This window comes from Devosia sp. Z11_6 (assembly GCF_058133665.1).
Genome location: NZ_JBYUNQ010000011.1, coordinates 1 through 16,054 on the forward strand (window position 1 = coordinate 1; position 16,054 = coordinate 16,054).

Here is a 16,054-nt window from a genome sequence, read left to right on the forward strand (position 1 = left end):
GATCAGGCCTACGACCTATGGGGGTTGGGGCGGGGCGCCCAGGTCACGTTCGAGGATCTATCCGCCCATATCCACCCTGCTGATCGGGATCGGGTCCGAGCTGCCTTCACCGCTACGCGGGCAATACTCGGCCCCTATGAGATCGACTTCCGCATCATGGTTGGTGAGGAGCTTCGCTGGATCTCGGCCCGTGGCAAAGGAGACGATGAGGGTATCGTCCAACGTGTTATGTTCGGTGTTTTTCTGGATGTCACCGGCCGCAAACAGGCCGAAGAAGGACGAGAACTCCTTGCCGGTGAAATGAGCCATCGCGTCAAGAACCTGCTGGCCATTGCCACCGGTCTGACTGCGATCACCTCCCGATCCACGTCCACTGTTACCGACATGGCGCGAGAACTGACGCAGCGATTGACAGCATTGGGGCGAGCCCATGATCTTGTTCGTCCATTACCGGGTCAAACCGACGCCGCGGCAGCTTTGCTCGGCGACCTGCTTTCCGTGCTGCTCGCGCCCTACGACGACCTAGGAGCCTTCAGTGGGCGCATCCGGGTCTCGGTACCGCGTATGATCGTAGGCGAAAGCGCAACGACCACGCTCGCATTGATCGTGCACGAACTGGCAACGAACTCCCTCAAGTACGGCGCGCTCTCATCACCGACTGGTATGATCGATGTTTCCTGCTCGGCCAGAGACGAGGCGGTAACGGTGGTCTGGACGGAGCGCGGAGGTCCTGAGGTGGTACCAACCAGCGTCCCAAAAGGGTACGGCACCAAACTCGTCGAGCGCAGCATTACCAATGCGCTACGCGGGTCCATCCACTATGCGTGGGAGGAAGATGGTCTCATCGTCACCCTTAAGATCGACCCCGCCCGCCTGGCAGCCTGACAGCAGGCAGATCAATCAGAGGTGGCGGCCGGCAGCGGCACCGTTGGCTTCTCCATCAGATCATCCAGTGTTGCCTTCGAGAGGCGCAACTCGGCTTGGAGTACGATGCGCCCTCCTGTTCTAGCCTTGTGTCCGGGGTGCTGCGATCTCGCCTATAATATTGAGGGCTTGCATTGGGATCAGCCAATTGCCGATGTGTTGGCGCACATGAAAGACATTTCTCGGACAAGTGACCTTCGCCGGCCGGTCATTCCCCTGTCAGAAATGGGATGAGACCCCCTTTGGGATCTGGGTCGCGAAGGTGAGTGACAGCTGCAACACGGCCTCGCCTTGCTCGTTGCGGACCCACATTGTGACATTCTTCTGCAGCAGGCTCCCAGCAATATACTCTTTAGCGAGCTATTTTTCTCGCCGAGTTTTCCCACAACCTTGGCCCCCAAGCAGCGTCACTTCCGCCGCACCGAAGGGGCGATTTGCTCCCTGTTCTCTCGGCTCACGCACAATCCACTACTCGCCTTGACACCGGTAATGAGCGCTTTGCTAGCATCGTTACCACTAATCAAGGACGTTCCAATGGCTCCTCCGCAGCTGCTTCACCCGCAAGCAAACTGGGATCACGCTCGAGACCTGGTGCTAGCCGTGTGCCGCATCGCGGGCTCACGGGACCTCATCGAGCATGCACGTGTCGGGCTGGCTTCAGCCGGTCTTCTCCATGCTGTCCAGGACCACGAAGATGGCGCACTGTTCGAATGGCTGATGCGATCTGTTAGCTTCCAGGGAATCGGAGACACGGTCGCCAGCTCCTACATGGATGAACATGGCTATGTCGAAGCCAGTCACATGGAACAAGGCCTGGCCAATCGGCCGACCTGTTCGAAGCTAACCGGATACTGGAACTTTGAGGGCTGTCGTTTCCACAAGGGGTCGAACACCTGTGCTGAGCCCGAGCACATTCAGGGATGCCCCTTGCCCTCGCACGACCTGCGCAATGGACGCCTCAATCAGACTGCCTATTCCTTGTTCCTGTTTATGCGCGATGTGGCCCAGGGTGACCTTGTCAGTTGGATCGATGATCTTCGAAGTGCTTTAGGCGGCGAGGAGAAAGGGCGGGCTGTTCGACTCCGGAACTCGTTACTCATGCCGCTGGGTCATGTGCATGGCGTCTCGAACAAGGTCTTGAGCATGGCGCTGTCTGACTTGTTGCTCGGTGCGGGGCCGGATCGCCCAATGTGGCAAGAGGCAGGTGGCGGCATGATCGCCATCGACACGCTGGTGCACAATTGGCTGCACCGAACCGGCATTCTCCACCGGCTGGGCGCCGATCACCCGTACGGACCCGGGTGCTACGGCCCTAATGGCTGCGCTGCTATGATCGAGCACATCGCGTCGACCATCGACGCCCGGACATTTAATCCTGAGTATCCAGCCAACTTTCCCCGCTTTGTACAGAAAGCCATTTGGTGGTTCTGCGCTCAAATGGGCCACAACGAGTGCAACGGCAACCGCGTGAACGATGCTCGATCTTGCAGCCGGGACGATTGCCCATCAGGACCAAAATGCGACCGGATCTGCTTGCGACCGGCAAAGGCTGAGTTGATCGGCGAGAACTAAGATGTTGGTTTTGCTGTACATTTTGTATGAATGATGTATGCTTAGCTGTGTCGGCGGCACAGATGTCGCGATACAGCATAGTTCAACAAGGGGTGCCAATCGGCGCCCCTTTCTGATTCAAGGAGGCAGTTTTGGAAGAAGCATTGGCCACCATTTCTCCGTCGGCACCACCGCTGGTTGTGCTTGGTGTTGACACGGACGGCAAGCCACACGCATCACGGTTCACCGGCGTTGACCCCGCGGTCGTTGGCAAAGCGGCGCAAATGATGCGCATGCACTTGCTCCGCGTCGAAGATGAAGGGCTGCAGCGGATAGCGGCCGAGTTGCCGGAGGGAAAGATTTTTGCCACCGGCCGAGGGCTGGTTCCGTTTGTTCGGCGCGGGCTCTACGACAAGCTGGCGGCCTTGATCGGCACCAACGCTGAAGTTGTGCCTGCGCCAACTGAGCCACACGCACAAAGCGATGCTCCACCAGCAGCAGCGCGCTCAAAGCCAACGCCGACCGCGCCTACGACACCCAACAAGGGCTCGCAGAGCGAGGCAGCCGTCCCTGCGCCCTCTAGCAGTAACGGGTCAGCTGCACCCGCTGAACCCAGCACTTCAGGCGAACGTGTGAAGGCGGCAGCGAATGCAGCCGCTGAGCAGACGCCGAAGAAAGCCGGTGAGGAGGAAACTGCTCACCAGCACAGGCCCTGGGACAATATCGCGGTCGGCAGCATCGTCCTGGCGCCGAGCCCTGATCAAGAAGAGGGCTGGTATGAGGCTGTCGTGCTGTCAGTCATTGATGGTGACAACAACGCGCTGCGCTTGCGTTGGCGCGATTTCATCGGGGAGCCGCAGTTCAACATGCACCGCCAGCGGGTGGCGCTGATCGGACCCGGTGGCCGCTAATGGCCACCAACCCTATCCGAGGCCGGGTCACGCCGATGGTGAAAGCCAATTCTGAGGAGGTTGCGGGCGGCGATGTGCTGCCCACCACCGCCGCTATCGTCCAGGTAATCGAGCGGGCCGCTCAGAACCCCAATGTCGATATCGATAAAATGGAGCGGCTGCTCGAACTACAAGAACGCATCCTCTGCCGCAATGCGGAACTAGCGTTCAATGCGGCAATGCAAGCGGCACAGGCGGAACTCCCCCAAGTGCTGCGCGATGCCAAGAACCCGCAGACGAACTCGCGCTATACCCGGTTGGAGACAGTCAGCAAGTCCATGAACCCAATCATTACGCAGCACGGGTTCTCGATGTCCTTTGGCACGGACTTGTCGCCTGTCGATGGCCATTATCGTGTCACCTGCGAGCTGTCGCATTCGGCCGGGCATACCCGCCGCTACCATGCTGATATCCCGGCCGACAGCACTGGCATGAAGGGCAGCCAAAACAAGACAGCCACGCACGCCTTTGGTTCAACCCTCAGCTATGGCCGGCGCTACCTAAAGCTGTTGGTCTTTTATATTGCGACCACTGACGATGATGACGGCAACGCTGCCGCCGCTTTACAACCGATCACGAAAGACCAGGTCAGCACCATTGAGGCGCTGATTAGGGAAGTGGCGGCATCGCTCAACAGCAATCGCCAGCGCTACCTCAAGAACTTCCTCGCCTACATGGAGGTGGACGTTATCGCAGCCATACCAGCGAGCGATTACCAGCGGGCGATCGACGCGATCAGCTCGACGAGGAGGCCGTCATGATCGCACAGGGTTCGCCCGAATGGTTCGCAGTGCGGCTTGGAAAAGTGACCGCCAGCCGCGTGGCCGATGTTGCCACTCGCACAAAGACCGGCTGGGGCGCGGGCCGCTTGGCTTACATGAACCAGCTTGTGGCCGAACGGCTGAGCGGGAGGACGATTGAAGGTTACGTCAGCTCAGCGATGCGGTGGGGCATCGACCATCAAAGCCTGGCGCAGCTTGCCTACCAGTTCCGGCATGACACGGAGGTGCGGGAGGCAAGCTTTGTTGAGCATCCGGTACTGGCGATGGCCGGTGCCAGCCCTGATGGGTACTGCGGAGAGGAGGGACTGGTCGAGTTCAAATGCCCGACGACGCCAGTGCATGTCTCCAGCCTCATTGAGGGCGCCATTCCTGAGCGATACGTGTGCCAAATGCTGTGGCAGCTCGCCTGCACCGGCCGCGACTGGTGCGACTATGTTTCCTTTGATCCCAGACTTCCCGAGCAGTTACGCTTGTTCGTGCAGCGCCTCTATCGCGATGACCAGCGTATTGTTGAACTTGAGGGCTGCGTCGAGGAGTTCCTGGCGGAAGTCGAGCACCTAACCCGCTACCTCCAGCAGCGCTACGCCTTCCTCAACGCCAGTTGAACTGGATCCGCCGAACGTATCGGCGCCGAACCCTCCGCTTATTCCGAACAGAACTCAACCTTAAGGAGTGCTTGCGATGAGCAAGGACGAGAAGCCGTACGTGCTGAATATGGAGCAACTGCGGGAGCCGAACCCGGCGTTTGCTGCGGCAGAAGAGGAGCGTACCGCCGCAATACGGCGCCTGAACGATGAATTGCGCCGCAACGGAAGGGGCATTCTCATGACCAATGGTGTCATTGCTCTAGGCCTGTCCTTCGTGACCCTTCTGCTGGAAGAGGTCGCGTGCTTTGAGGACTTCACACCAGACAACGACCCTTATGGTGAGCATGACTGCGCAGTGATGATGGTGCAGGGCCACCGCATTTTATGGAAGATCGACTGCTTCGACCGCAACATGAAATTTGCTTCGCCGAACGCGGCTGATCCAGTGGAAACCCTGCGCACCCTAACCATGATGTTAGCAGAGGAGTATTGATGGTGAACGACCGTGAACGCCCACTTGGGAGCAAGGTCGACAACCGCACAAAACAGCGCCGAGGCCTCCAACATCCCGACCCGGCCGCAGGCTGCGGCCCTCTGCAGCAAGGTGATCTTGACAGCCTTTGCGGTATTTACGCAGTGATCAACGCACTGCGGCACGTTACCAAAGATCATCCGCCAAGACCGGAGATCTGGCGCGATGTCTTCAGGACCCTGGTGCTGTCTACCGAACTGCACGTCGGCACCGCTGAGGCGGTGACGGCTGGCATCAGTCGACGGGCGATGTGGGCTTTGCTAAACGATGCGGCACCAAGCTTGTTCGAGACCCTGGGGACCCGTCTGACCTTCCATCGTCCCTCGCACAAGCAAGCCCGCAGCAAGGCGCGGCACGTGGTGGATGAACTGGGGTGGCTTACTGCGGCCCCGAATTGTTCACTGCTGCTCGGTTTGTCAGGTCGGTTCAATCACTGGACGGTCGTCGTCGATATCAACAACAAACGGCTGCAGCTCCACGACTCAATCGGTCTCCAGTCAGTGCCTCGGAAGAGATGCCGAATGAACTACGAGCGTACCAGCCAATCCCCACATGTGATAACGCGAAGCGCCGTCGTACTGATAGAGGCAGTATAGCAGCCCAGCTACTGCATCGGGCGTCGATTTCGCCACCAAGCAGTAAGCTCGCTGCAAGGATAATGTGGGTGGGCTAGCGATGAAAGATGCGGGCTGCACGATCACCTTACAACCCCGAAGTCCCGGAAACTGGCTACAGCATGATCTCGCCACCAGTTACCGGGATGACAGCGCCTGTCATATAGCTTCCCTCGTTAGAAGCGAGTAACACATAGGCGCCTGCTAGTTCAGCCGGTTGCCCCACGCGCCCAAGCGGCGTGTCTTGCCCAAAGGTTTTTACCTTTTCAGAAGGCATTGTAGACGGGATGAGCGGCGTCCAGATAGGACCGGGTGCAACGGCGTTCACTCTAATGCCTTTCTCCCCAAGCATTTGCGCCAGTCCCGCAGTGAAGTTGGAGATAGCTCCTTTTGTCGTTGCATAGGCGAGGAGCTCAGGTGACGGATCCTTAGACTGGATGGACGTGGTGTTGATGATCGAGCTTCCCGGCGCCATGTGCGGGACCGCCGCCTTGCTAAGATAAAACGGCGCGTAGATGTTGGTCTTGAGCGTTGTGTCCCATTCCTCCGAGGTGATGTCCCCTATGTCCTCATAAGTGCGTTGGAACGCGGCATTGTTCACTAAGATGTCCAGCCTACCGAGTTGATCGACAGCCGCCTGAACCAGTGCACGGCAGTGGCTCTCGTTGGTGATGTCACCGGCCATCACCAAGGCTGTACGGCCAGCTTGTCGGACCAGTTCAGCCGTTGAGTTGGCATCTTGGTCCTCGCTCAAATAGGACAGGAGAATGTCCGCTCCTTCCCGCGCGTAGGCGATGGCAACTGCACGTCCAATGCCGGAGTCAGCGCCCGTGATTAGAGCCACTTTTCCGGTCAGCTTGCCACTTCCCTTGTAGCTGTCTTCTCCATGATCCGCAGGGGGATCCAACTGGTCAATGAAGCCGGGCGGCTCTTGCTGCTGTTCTGGAAAGGGGGGCGTGGGTCTGTTGGACTCGGTCATTTACGTAACCTTCGTTGGAGCTTTCCGCCCACTGCAAGCTAGTCGCACAACCTTTGGTTCCTGCGTTGTCGTTCTCGGCTTTCAAAATTGATCGAGGATGCAATGCGGACGGCAAACTCTGGAACCTCATCATGGCTACCTGCCGCCCTCTATCAGCAGCGCCGCTTATGGAATTCACCATGCCTGAGAGGGACTGAAGCGCGTTGCCCTCGTTCGTTCGCCAGCGCCTGGGATGAGCCACCGCAGGCGAAACAAACAAGTACACCCATGTCCGTGTCACCATGGGGCGTACCCTCAGGTGACGTAACAGCCTTGCGCCCGCGCACGTCACCTCACGCTCGATACTGGCCAATGTGACATTGCTCCACAGGTGCCTAAGCCCTGATGTGACAAAGTGAGGGTCGGTTCACGACCGCGCGATGCGCCGCCGCCTTAGAACATCGTTAGCTATGTTGGCTGCTTATGGACCTGAGCAGTGTCGTCCGCAGGTGGGGTCGGCTGCCTAGATCCATTCCCGAGTTCAAGATGCCAACACTGACCACGTGTGCTGCCCGAGCCGCCTTTGTTGCCGTTCTTTCTATCTTCGGGAGCAATGGCCCTCTGGCGCAGTCAACGACAATCACAGCGGAGGCCATAAACTCTGCGAGTCTAACCGATTACATAGCTGCTGCGGCTTTCGCGCCTGCCGTGGTGCAGGTCGCGTCAAACGAAGCTATGGAGCCTGAGAGGGTTTACGCCGACCCTGCTCTTGCGCGCCTCCAAATTTTGCTGGATCGGGCCGGAGCTTCCCCCGGCGTTGTTGATGGCTTCGATGGCGGAAACTTGCACAAGGCAGTTCTCGCGTTTCAGATGATGAACGGCCTGCCTGCCGATGGGCAACTGACGCTCGCTGTCGCGGCTCGACTGGATGAGCCGGGTGATGCCATCGGCGTTTACACCATCACTCCCGAGGACGCCGCAGCTATAGGCGGCCCTATTCCAACCGACTACGCCGAGAAGGCTGCGCTGGACTATCTTGGCTACGAGAGCGTTCCTGAACTGTTAGCCGAGCGGTTCCACATGGATATCGGCCTGCTGGTGGCGCTCAACCCGGCCTCTGGATTCGGGGTTGGGGACAGCATCAACGTCGCGATGACCGGCACCAGCCGCCAAGGCGTCGTCACTTGGATTGAAGCGGACAAGACCCTCAAACAGGTTCGGGTATATGGGACCGACGGGGTATTGTTAGCTGCCTATCCTGCAACCATCGGTAATGAAGAAAACCCCTCGCCGACCGGCACTTATGTGGTCGAAAACGCCACAGCCATGCCGGGCTACACCTACAATCCCAAGATCAACTTCCAGCAGGGCGAGAATACCGAAGTTCTGACCATACCACCCGGACCAAATGGGCCAGTAGGATCGGTGTGGATCGGCCTGTCAAAGCCGTCTTTCGGTATCCATGGTACACCTGAGCCGTCGATGATCGACAAAACCGGCTCGCATGGTTGCATTCGCCTGACCAACTGGGATGCTGAGGAACTTGCAGCGCTGATCGCTCCGGGTGTGACCGTGGACTTCCTGTAAGCTCCACAACTGCATGTTGACACCGACTATTCGCGCCATGCGAGCCTCAGGTATAAACCTTGAGGTGACATATGGCTCGCATCGGCTACGCTCGCGTTAGCAGCATCGACCAAGACTTAGATATTCAACTCGCCAAGCTCAAAGCTGAGGGCTGCGAGATCGTTCGTTCCGAGAAGGTGTCGGGTGGAAGCCGTGAAGGCCGGGCCGAACTCGAAACGGTTATTGAGTTCCTGCGCCCCGGCGATGAATTGGTTGTCGCTCGCCTTGACCGACTGGGCCGCGACACCCGGGACGTACTCAACCTCATTCATGAATGCGAGCAGCGGAAGGCGTTTGTCACGGTGCTCGACCCACACGTTTCGACTCGTGGCGAGATGGGGCACATCGTGCTTACCGTGCTAGGCATGGTGGCCCAGATGGAGCGGCGCTTCATCAAGGAACGTCAGCGTGAAGGCATACAGCAGGCCAAGGCGCAGGGTCGATACACAGGCGGCAAACGACGTCTCGACCGTGAACAAGTGATTCAGCTCCGTAATGAGGGGCTAGGGCCTTCGGCAATTGCGCAACGGCTGGGCTGCTCGCGTATGCAGGTCTACCGGATCATAGCAGAGCATTATTGACACCGGCATCAGCACAGCGGTGCCCTACAGGTCGGTGACGCCGACATGGTGGGATGGCCGTACAGACTGCAGGGCCTCTTGCGCAGAGGCGCGTCCGTTTTTGGTGCCTTGGTCGTCCGCCCATACAACCACTCCACGGCACGACGACAATTCCGGCTACAACGCACGTGCTGAATAGCGGTCCTTTTAAGCCAATCGTCACAACCTGAGTGACGGGCCGAACTCACTTTGCACGAGCCGGGGCCGAGGCGTAAGCTTCCGCCTGTTTAGCTCCGCTGACGCGGAGAGACAAAACACCAAGGGAGGACTTCATGAGGCCGATTGTTCTTGCTGCATCAGCAGCACTGTTGCTGACGGGCACGCCCGCCGCCTTCGCTCAGGATGCCATGAGCTTTTTCATCACCAGCACCGGGTTGGGCGACGGTGCCAACCTCGGCGGGTTGGAGGGCGCTGACGCGCAGTGCCAGAGCTTAGCGGAGGCGGCCGGTTCCACCGGACAGACTTGGCGTGCTTATCTCAGCGCCGAGGGCGTCAATGCCCGCGATCGTATTGGCTCCGGTCCTTGGACCAATGCCAAGGGCGAAATCATCGCCGCCGATTTGGCTGAACTTCATAGTGACAAAGTCAACATTACAAAAGAAACGGGCCTCACCGAGGCTGGCGCTGTCGTCAGCGGACGGGGAGATGAACCCAATCAGCACGACATCCTCACTGGATCGAACGCCGACGGGACCTTGGCCGCCGGGCAAACTTGCGGCGATTGGACCATGAACGGAGAGGGGTCCGCCATGGTAGGACACCACGACCGTTCCGGCCCTGACACCCTCGCAACTGCCACGTCCTGGAACGCGGCGCACCCTTCACGAGGCTGCGGGCAGGAAGCCTTGGTGGGAACCGGAGGCGCTGGCCTACTTTACTGCTTTGCGGTTTTGCCACTCGGCAACTGAAGCTACAATGCCCGGATCAGACTAAGCCGCCTTAGTGACACACTAGGGCGGCCTCGGCTTCAAGTGGTCGGACGAACAACGGGGACGGGGGCACTCACCAAAACAGTAAGAAAGCTTCATCCGTTGCTCGGCTATGCCGCAAGCCGTGGCCATTATGGCAGTGGGGACTAGCGTCGAGGCAGGTACAGTCAGTAGGGGTTTACCACCCGGCAGGCCCAGATCAGCCCCCGAACCACCGGTGTCCGAGTGGTTGCTGGCTCTATTTGTATAGTGCCCTTGCTCGACTGCAATGATAAAGTCGGCCATGAGCACAATTCAGTTCGAACCAGATCCCCGCCTTTCCGCACAAAAAGTCTCAGGAGGAGATCGGACTTGGGAGAGTACCTCTGAGCTACGGTTCTTTGCTCATTCGCCTCATGATCCAACCGCACTTCAACAGCAATGGAAGTGCGTCGAGACTGGCGAACATGAATGGCGCGAGGTGCCTACGGTCACGGGTTCAACAATGTTGAACGACAACGCTGTCTAACCGCGTGTCTCTAGCAGGAGCTGGTAGACTTGCCTAGCGACCGTACGTAGCTAGCCAAGCTCGCCCTGAGGTGACGGGTAGTCGACATGCCTCTTACCGGTCAACTGAATGGCGCCGCAATCAACGGCAGGTTATGGGCCATTTGAGGGAAATAGCTGCCCTTCTTAGGCGGCCGTCAGAAGGCAGCTTGCGACCACATATTTGCCGTTTGACGGAATCAGCCCCTTCCCGAAAGCAGCCGCAGGCCATGGCGCGCGTAAGCCAATTTGGAAGGAAGCCGATCTCGACCAACTCACGCGATTCAAGACGTACGGCATGAGTGGCAGCTTACGTTAACAGCTGCCACTCATACCTTATCACTTTACCTGTCGATTGCGGAGAAGCCTAGTCAGACTTGTCCCATGCCTCCATCCACGAACAGTTCCGCTCCCGTGGTGAAGCTCGACTCGTCGCTGAGCAGAAACAACGCGGCAGCGGCAACCTCCTCGGGTTTTGCCATCCGCCCGAGCGGTATCGGCGCCACGAGCGCGGCTCGCGCGTCGTCGGGGACGCGCGCCATCATCTCGGTGTCGGTCGGCCCTGGAGCCACCACATTCACACGAATACCGCGCGGCGCCAACTCGGCTGCCCAGGTACGGGCATAGGATCGCAGGGTGGCCTTGCTCGCGGCGTAAGTACCGTAGTTGGTGACACCAATTGATCCGGCCACCGAACCTATCAGCACAACACTGGCACCATCGCGCATTGTGTCGAGCCCGGCCTGTAGGCCATACACCGCGCCGCGGACATTTACCGCGAAATGCCTGTCGAAATGGTCGGTCGTGATTCCGGCCAACGGCGCGGGTTCGCTGATACCAGCGTTGAGTACCAGTGCATCGAGATGGCCATGCCTATTCCGGACCTCCGCCATTACGCGCTCCAGATCCTGCAGCGATCCGGCGTCGGCGCGGACGCCGATCGCCCCATATCCGATCTCCGCCACTGCTAGCTCGACCTGATTGGCGGCGCGGCCCGTGATGAATACCACCGCGCCCTCCGAGGCCAGCCGTTTCGCGATTGCCAGCCCGATGCCTTTCGCGCCGCCCACCACCAGGGCAATCTTGTCCGACATCTGGTTCATCTATGGAGTTCCGGTCGTGATAAAGAAGCGTATTGCCATCTGATTACCTCGTGAATTGGTGCCTTGTCGGGATGAGTACAGATCATCCCGATTTCGGCGGCCGCCTGCCGTGTCACGGGAGCGCGGCACTATTCCACCGTCTCCGCTGCCTGCGTGATCAGCTCGGCTACCTCATCGGGGCTCGTCATCGGCAGCATGTGGCCGTTCTCGATCTCGACGATTGTCGAACCAGCGCGTTCGGCCATGCGGCGCTGCAGCTCGGGAGCGATAACCCTGTCCTCGGTGGCGATGGCCGCCCAGCTCGCTTTTTCTCTCCAAGCTGCGGCATCTACCTCATGCTCGAGGTTCGCCGTGTGGGACATTGGCTGAGATCTGGCCACGAAGAGGGCGTCTTCGCTGGAAAGACTGTTCCCATTCAAGGCGACAAATGCGTCCTCATTGACCAGGAAATGGCCATCATCGAAGACCCTGAGCTTGTCGGCCGTGAACTCGGTAGGCGCGGAGGCCAGTAGGGCGCCACCGCTTTCCTCGGTGTCAGGCTGGAACGCTGCGACGTAGACGAGGCCCTTTACATCCGGGTCGATGCCGGCTTCGGTAATGACTATGCCGCCATATGAATGACCAACGAGAAGCACCGGGCCGTCCTGAACGTCCAGGTTTCGCCGGACCGCCGCAACGTCGTCCGCGACGGATGTCATCGGTAGTTGGGCGATCGTGACGTTGAAGCCCCGGGAGGTGAGGCGGTTGTAGACCTCTCGCCAGGTGGTACCATCGACGTTTCCGCCATGAACCAGAACGATATTCTGAACGTCAGCGGCAGCTACGCCCGGTATCGCCATCATGGAGCCGAGCGCCAGGCTCCCAGACAGGAAGAGAGTGTGGAGATTGATCATTGTCTGTACCTCTGTTGCTTGATGGTTTCGGTGTCAGAGGCAAGATAGTCAGGGCAGTCATTGATCACTATGGTGATTGGGGTGATAGGTCTTATCAGTGAGGCTCATGAATGGATCGTCGGGATCTCCCTGACCTGCAGCTGTTCCAGGTCGTGGCCGAAGAGGGCAGCTTTATTCGCGCGGCGCGGCGGCTGGGCCGCGCGCAGTCGGGGATCAGCCAGGCGATCGCCGCGCTGGAACAGCGCATCGGGGTGCCCTTGTTGGCCCGGACAACACGCAACGTGCGCCCGACAGAGGCAGGGCAGCGCCTTCTTAAGTCGTTGAGCCCGGCCTTGCGCATGATCGAGGAGGGACTAACCGAGCTTAAGGAGGCGCGCGGCGGCGTAGTTGGCACTCTGCGGCTGACCTCCATTGAATACCCGGCAAGGGCGATCATGATCCCCGCTCTAACGGGGTTCATGGAGCAATATCCGAACGTAACCGTGGATCTGCGCATCAGCGACCGGTTGACCGACATCGTCGAAGCCGGGTTCGATGCCGGCATCCGCATGGGCGCGCATCTGGAACAGGACATGTCCGTCGTTCCCCTCGGTCCCGACTTGCGCGCGGTGGTCTTCGGTTCGCCGGACTACTTCGCGCGCCGCGGCGTGCCGAGGCGTCTGGAGGATCTCGCCGACCATGCCTGCCTGAACTATCGACAGGCTAGCCACGGGGACCTGTTCCGATGGTCGTTCAGGCAGGGCGAACGCCGGGTCGAGATGGCGGTGACTGGTCCGCTGATCGCCGACGATGCCCATACTTTGATCGAGGCTGCGCTGGCGGGGCAGGGGCTGAGCTACCTGTTCGAGCCGTTCGTCTCGGAGCATCTGGCGGCGGGCCGGCTTCGGACCTGCCTTGAAGAGTACTGCCCGCTCTGGTCGGGGTACCATCTCTACTACCCCGGTAGGCACCAAAAATCCGCAGCGCTCGCGGCGCTGGTGGATTACCTCCAGTCCAGAAGGCGGCGAGGCGTTTGAGGGTGTTGATGACTCAAGGGCGGGGTGAACTTTCGACCCCATGTGACCGGCCGCCGTGGCTCCGGGTGCGAGGCGACGTGGAGCTTCGCGAGGTAGCTATCTGCGCTCGCAACCGGCACAGCGGACGGCAGCTATCGACAGCTCTTGTCCTGATAGATGCCGATTAGAAAGGCGCGCACCGCCGGGTTGGCGCGTCGGCTTGCCGGCCAAAGCACGGTGACGTTATTTCGCTCGACGGCGAACGTGGACAGCACTGGGATCAATTCACCGCGCTGTACGTAGGGAGCTGCCATGAAGGAGGCGCCTACCCCTATCCCACCACCGGCTGCCAGCATGATGAGCACGGCCTCACTGGCATCGGCGAGCACACCGGAATTGGGCACGATCTCGATTTCACGATCGCCAATCCGGAAGGGCCAGCGAAATGCCTGGCCCGTGCTCTGATACCGAAGATTGACGGTGTCGTGCCCTCCCAGGTCATCGGGGTGGGTTGGGGTGCCGCGTTCCTCGAGATAGCTTGGCGAGGCGAAGCAGCAAAGCCGATGGGGCGCGAGCTTGCGTGATAGAAGTCGGGTGTCAGCCAGATCACCGATACGTATGGCGACGTCGATCCCTTCCTCAATCATGTCCACCATCTGGTCACCCAGCCTAAGATCAACGACCAGGTTCGGATGGAGCCGGCGGAAAGCTGGTAAAGCGGGAGCGATCAGGTGGAGTCCGATCGGCAGTGACGCCGCCACGCGCAACGTGCCCGATGGCTCCGAGCGGGCGGTCATTGCCATCTGCTCGATCTCCTCCGCCTCGCGGAGCAGACGCAGCGCGCGCTCATGCAGGTCGCGCCCTTCGGGCGTGAAGACCAGCGAGCGTGTGGTACGGGTAAACAGCGACAGCCCCAAATGCCGCTCAAGCCGCTGGACACTGGTGGTGATCGCCCTTAGCGCAGGCGCGACGAGTTTGGTCAGTTTGGCGGTTCTCACCGAGCTGATCGGAGTGGGGGCTCACTGGTGTCCAAGCGGTCAAGTCCCTCATGCGGACCACTCACCTTCCTCGCTGCCCCCAACAGCCAAAGCCGCTTCGTTGCCCTTGCCGAACCGCACGAGGAACTTGGCGCCGCCGTTATCACTCCTGCCCACAGAGATGCTGCCGTTGTGCCGCCTGATAATCTCCTTGACCAGGCTCAGGCCAAGACCGGACCCTTCGTTCATGGGCTTGATGCGATGGAATGGCTCAAAAATCCAATCCCGGCGATCTGCGGGAATACCGGGTCCACTGTCGCTGATGGCGATCGACCGGTCCGCATGGACCGTCAGCAGGATTTCACCCTCGCCGCCCGCATGAATAATCGCATTCTGGACGAGGTTGATCAGGCCACGCTCAAGGGAGCTGGCGTCGCCCAGCACCACCAAACTTTCCACCTCCGTGTCAAAGACGGGATCATACCCCGCCGCAATCGCCAGCGGCGCCAGGCTGGCCATCACATTGCGGCTCAACGCCACCATTTCCACCGGCTGAGGCGCCGTCTCCTGATGCTCGATCCTTTGCAGATCCAGGAGCTGTTCGGCCAAATTGGCCAGCCGGTGTACGTCCATGAGGACGCGATGGTCGAATTCCCCTTTGCGGGACAGCTCCAGTCGGTTCAACAGGATGGCGATCGGCGTCCTCAACTCATGGGCGGCATCGGAGAGGAAACGCTGCTTTTCGGCATAGCCATCGTCCAGGCGGCTCAGAGCGGCATTGATCGCATCAACGAGCGCCGCGACCTCCGAGGGCACCTCATCGCTCGGCAGCCGCACGCCACGTTGTTCGATGTCGATCCGGGAAGCCACGCGTTCGACGGCCCGCAGACTCGATAAACTGGCGCGCACGACCTGCGGAACCACCAGCATCGTCAAACCACCGAGCACCGCAACGAGAAGCACGAACAGAGGGCCGACTTCGCGTCCGGCAAAGGACAGCATGCCCGCGATCCAGCTCGGCCTCGCTCCGCCGCCGAACATGACCTTGACGTCCCCAAAAGGGGAATCCTCCTCAAAAAGGATCGCCCCATAGAAATCGCTGGTTAAACCGAGGACCTCCAGGCTTTCGATGTCGGCCACCCCATCCAGCAGCGAGTTCATTTGCGGCGGAACCTCGCCCCCGGTGACCCGCCGCCCGAGCTCGTCCACAACAACGTACCAGAGCCTGGGTGATGACCGGCGCACATCCGCAAGGTCTTGGGTATCCTCGATCCGGAGCGCCCCGCCATCGACCACCAAGGCATCCGCGAGGATCTCGGAGATTCCACGGTCGAACCTGGCTCCGGTATAGTCCTCGATATAGTAGAAAAAGAACACGCTGCTCAAAGCTACGGTAAGCAGAGCCGCCAGCTGCCAGAGCAGCAGCCTGGTCGTCAGCGTCCTGCGCAGAGAGCGTCCTGCAGCCACCGTCAAAGCGCTTTCAGAAGG

General features: G+C 59.8%; 16 protein-coding genes. 11 read left to right on the forward strand and 5 right to left on the reverse strand.

Annotated elements, in window-relative coordinates; translation table 11 throughout:
* From AC3YMN_RS19175 to AC3YMN_RS19205, 7 genes are all read left to right on the forward strand, one after another.
* A partial coding sequence (locus tag AC3YMN_RS19175) for a sensor histidine kinase (protein ID WP_489891275.1) occupies positions 1–885 on the forward strand: 885 nt, incomplete at its 5' end.
* Between the two features lie 573 nt (positions 886–1,458).
* Positions 1,459–2,496, forward strand: a complete 1,038-nt coding sequence (locus tag AC3YMN_RS19180) for a hypothetical protein (protein WP_489891276.1) — start codon at positions 1,459–1,461, stop codon at positions 2,494–2,496.
* A 131-nt stretch (positions 2,497–2,627) separates the two neighbouring features.
* Positions 2,628–3,386: a tudor domain-containing protein gene (locus AC3YMN_RS19185; RefSeq protein ID WP_489891277.1), complete on the forward strand. Its 759-nt coding sequence runs from the start codon at positions 2,628–2,630 to the stop codon at positions 3,384–3,386.
* Positions 3,386–4,186, forward strand: a complete 801-nt coding sequence (locus AC3YMN_RS19190) for an ERF family protein (RefSeq protein WP_489891278.1) — start codon at positions 3,386–3,388, stop codon at positions 4,184–4,186. Before AC3YMN_RS19185 ends, AC3YMN_RS19190 begins: the two co-directional genes overlap by 1 nt.
* Complete coding sequence (locus AC3YMN_RS19195) at positions 4,183–4,812, forward strand: lambda exonuclease family protein (protein WP_489891279.1); 630 nt, start codon at positions 4,183–4,185, stop codon at positions 4,810–4,812. The genes AC3YMN_RS19190 and AC3YMN_RS19195 overlap by 4 nt, the downstream gene beginning before the upstream one ends.
* 76 nt (positions 4,813–4,888) lie before the next feature.
* A complete protein-coding gene (locus AC3YMN_RS19200; protein ID WP_489891280.1) occupies positions 4,889–5,287 on the forward strand; it encodes a DUF3768 domain-containing protein in 399 nt (132 codons plus the stop codon).
* Positions 5,288–5,289: 2 nt separating this feature from the next.
* Positions 5,290–5,922, forward strand: a complete 633-nt coding sequence (locus AC3YMN_RS19205; RefSeq protein WP_489891281.1) for a hypothetical protein — start codon at positions 5,290–5,292, stop codon at positions 5,920–5,922.
* 133 nt (positions 5,923–6,055) lie between these two features.
* Here AC3YMN_RS19205 and AC3YMN_RS19210 read toward each other — a convergent pair whose 3' ends face one another.
* Complete coding sequence (locus tag AC3YMN_RS19210) at positions 6,056–6,919, reverse strand: SDR family oxidoreductase (protein WP_489891282.1); 864 nt, start codon at positions 6,917–6,919, stop codon at positions 6,056–6,058.
* A gap of 525 nt (positions 6,920–7,444) precedes the next feature.
* Here AC3YMN_RS19210 and AC3YMN_RS19215 point away from each other — a divergent pair.
* The 3 genes from AC3YMN_RS19215 to AC3YMN_RS19225 all read left to right on the forward strand — a co-directional run bounded on the left by AC3YMN_RS19215 (position 7,445) and on the right by AC3YMN_RS19225 (position 10,052).
* Positions 7,445–8,485 (forward strand): L,D-transpeptidase family protein, encoded by a 1,041-nt coding sequence (locus AC3YMN_RS19215; RefSeq protein WP_489891283.1) that lies wholly within the window; start codon positions 7,445–7,447, stop codon positions 8,483–8,485.
* 71 nt (positions 8,486–8,556) lie between these two features.
* Positions 8,557–9,105 (forward strand): recombinase family protein, encoded by a 549-nt coding sequence (locus AC3YMN_RS19220; protein ID WP_489891284.1) that lies wholly within the window; start codon positions 8,557–8,559, stop codon positions 9,103–9,105.
* Positions 9,106–9,416: 311 nt separating this feature from the next.
* The gene (locus tag AC3YMN_RS19225; RefSeq protein ID WP_489891285.1) at positions 9,417–10,052 is read left to right on the forward strand and encodes a hypothetical protein; all 636 of its coding nucleotides are present in this window, start codon (positions 9,417–9,419) and stop codon (positions 10,050–10,052) included.
* Positions 10,053–10,969: 917 nt separating this feature from the next.
* Here AC3YMN_RS19225 and AC3YMN_RS19230 read toward each other — a convergent pair.
* Positions 10,970–11,701: an SDR family NAD(P)-dependent oxidoreductase gene (locus AC3YMN_RS19230; RefSeq protein ID WP_489891286.1), complete on the reverse strand. Its 732-nt coding sequence runs from the start codon at positions 11,699–11,701 to the stop codon at positions 10,970–10,972.
* A gap of 128 nt (positions 11,702–11,829) precedes the next feature.
* A complete protein-coding gene (locus AC3YMN_RS19235) occupies positions 11,830–12,594 on the reverse strand; it encodes an alpha/beta hydrolase (RefSeq protein ID WP_489891287.1) in 765 nt (254 codons plus the stop codon).
* Between the two features lie 110 nt (positions 12,595–12,704).
* Here AC3YMN_RS19235 and AC3YMN_RS19240 point away from each other — a divergent pair, with 110 nt between their 5' ends.
* A complete protein-coding gene (locus tag AC3YMN_RS19240; RefSeq protein ID WP_489891288.1) occupies positions 12,705–13,610 on the forward strand; it encodes a LysR family transcriptional regulator in 906 nt (301 codons plus the stop codon).
* A gap of 131 nt (positions 13,611–13,741) precedes the next feature.
* Here AC3YMN_RS19240 and AC3YMN_RS19245 read toward each other — a convergent pair whose 3' ends face one another.
* Together AC3YMN_RS19245 and AC3YMN_RS19250 are read right to left on the reverse strand one after the other, a co-directional pair.
* Entirely contained in the window at positions 13,742–14,587 is an 846-nt protein-coding gene (locus tag AC3YMN_RS19245) for a substrate binding domain-containing protein (RefSeq protein ID WP_489891289.1), read from the reverse strand.
* Positions 14,588–14,635: 48 nt separating this feature from the next.
* A partial coding sequence (locus tag AC3YMN_RS19250; protein WP_489891290.1) for a sensor histidine kinase occupies positions 14,636–16,054 on the reverse strand: 1,419 nt, incomplete at its 5' end.

Excerpts from the sequence above, each read along its gene's own strand:
- AC3YMN_RS19180 (WP_489891276.1), top strand. The coding sequence starts at position 1,459 with ATGGCTCCTCCGCAGCTGCTTCACCCGCAAGCAAACTGGGATCACGCT.
- AC3YMN_RS19190 (WP_489891278.1), top strand. The coding sequence starts at position 3,386 with ATGGCCACCAACCCTATCCGAGGCCGGGTCACGCCGATGGTGAAAGCC.
- AC3YMN_RS19195 (WP_489891279.1), top strand. The coding sequence starts at position 4,183 with ATGATCGCACAGGGTTCGCCCGAATGGTTCGCAGTGCGGCTTGGAAAA.
- AC3YMN_RS19200 (WP_489891280.1), top strand. The coding sequence starts at position 4,889 with ATGAGCAAGGACGAGAAGCCGTACGTGCTGAATATGGAGCAACTGCGG.
- AC3YMN_RS19210 (WP_489891282.1), bottom strand. The coding sequence starts at position 6,919 with ATGACCGAGTCCAACAGACCCACGCCCCCCTTTCCAGAACAGCAGCAA.
- AC3YMN_RS19215 (WP_489891283.1), top strand. The coding sequence starts at position 7,445 with ATGCCAACACTGACCACGTGTGCTGCCCGAGCCGCCTTTGTTGCCGTT.
- AC3YMN_RS19220 (WP_489891284.1), top strand. The coding sequence starts at position 8,557 with ATGGCTCGCATCGGCTACGCTCGCGTTAGCAGCATCGACCAAGACTTA.
- AC3YMN_RS19225 (WP_489891285.1), top strand. The coding sequence starts at position 9,417 with ATGAGGCCGATTGTTCTTGCTGCATCAGCAGCACTGTTGCTGACGGGC.
- AC3YMN_RS19230 (WP_489891286.1), bottom strand. The coding sequence starts at position 11,701 with ATGAACCAGATGTCGGACAAGATTGCCCTGGTGGTGGGCGGCGCGAAA.
- AC3YMN_RS19235 (WP_489891287.1), bottom strand. The coding sequence starts at position 12,594 with ATGATCAATCTCCACACTCTCTTCCTGTCTGGGAGCCTGGCGCTCGGC.
- AC3YMN_RS19240 (WP_489891288.1), top strand. The coding sequence starts at position 12,705 with ATGGATCGTCGGGATCTCCCTGACCTGCAGCTGTTCCAGGTCGTGGCC.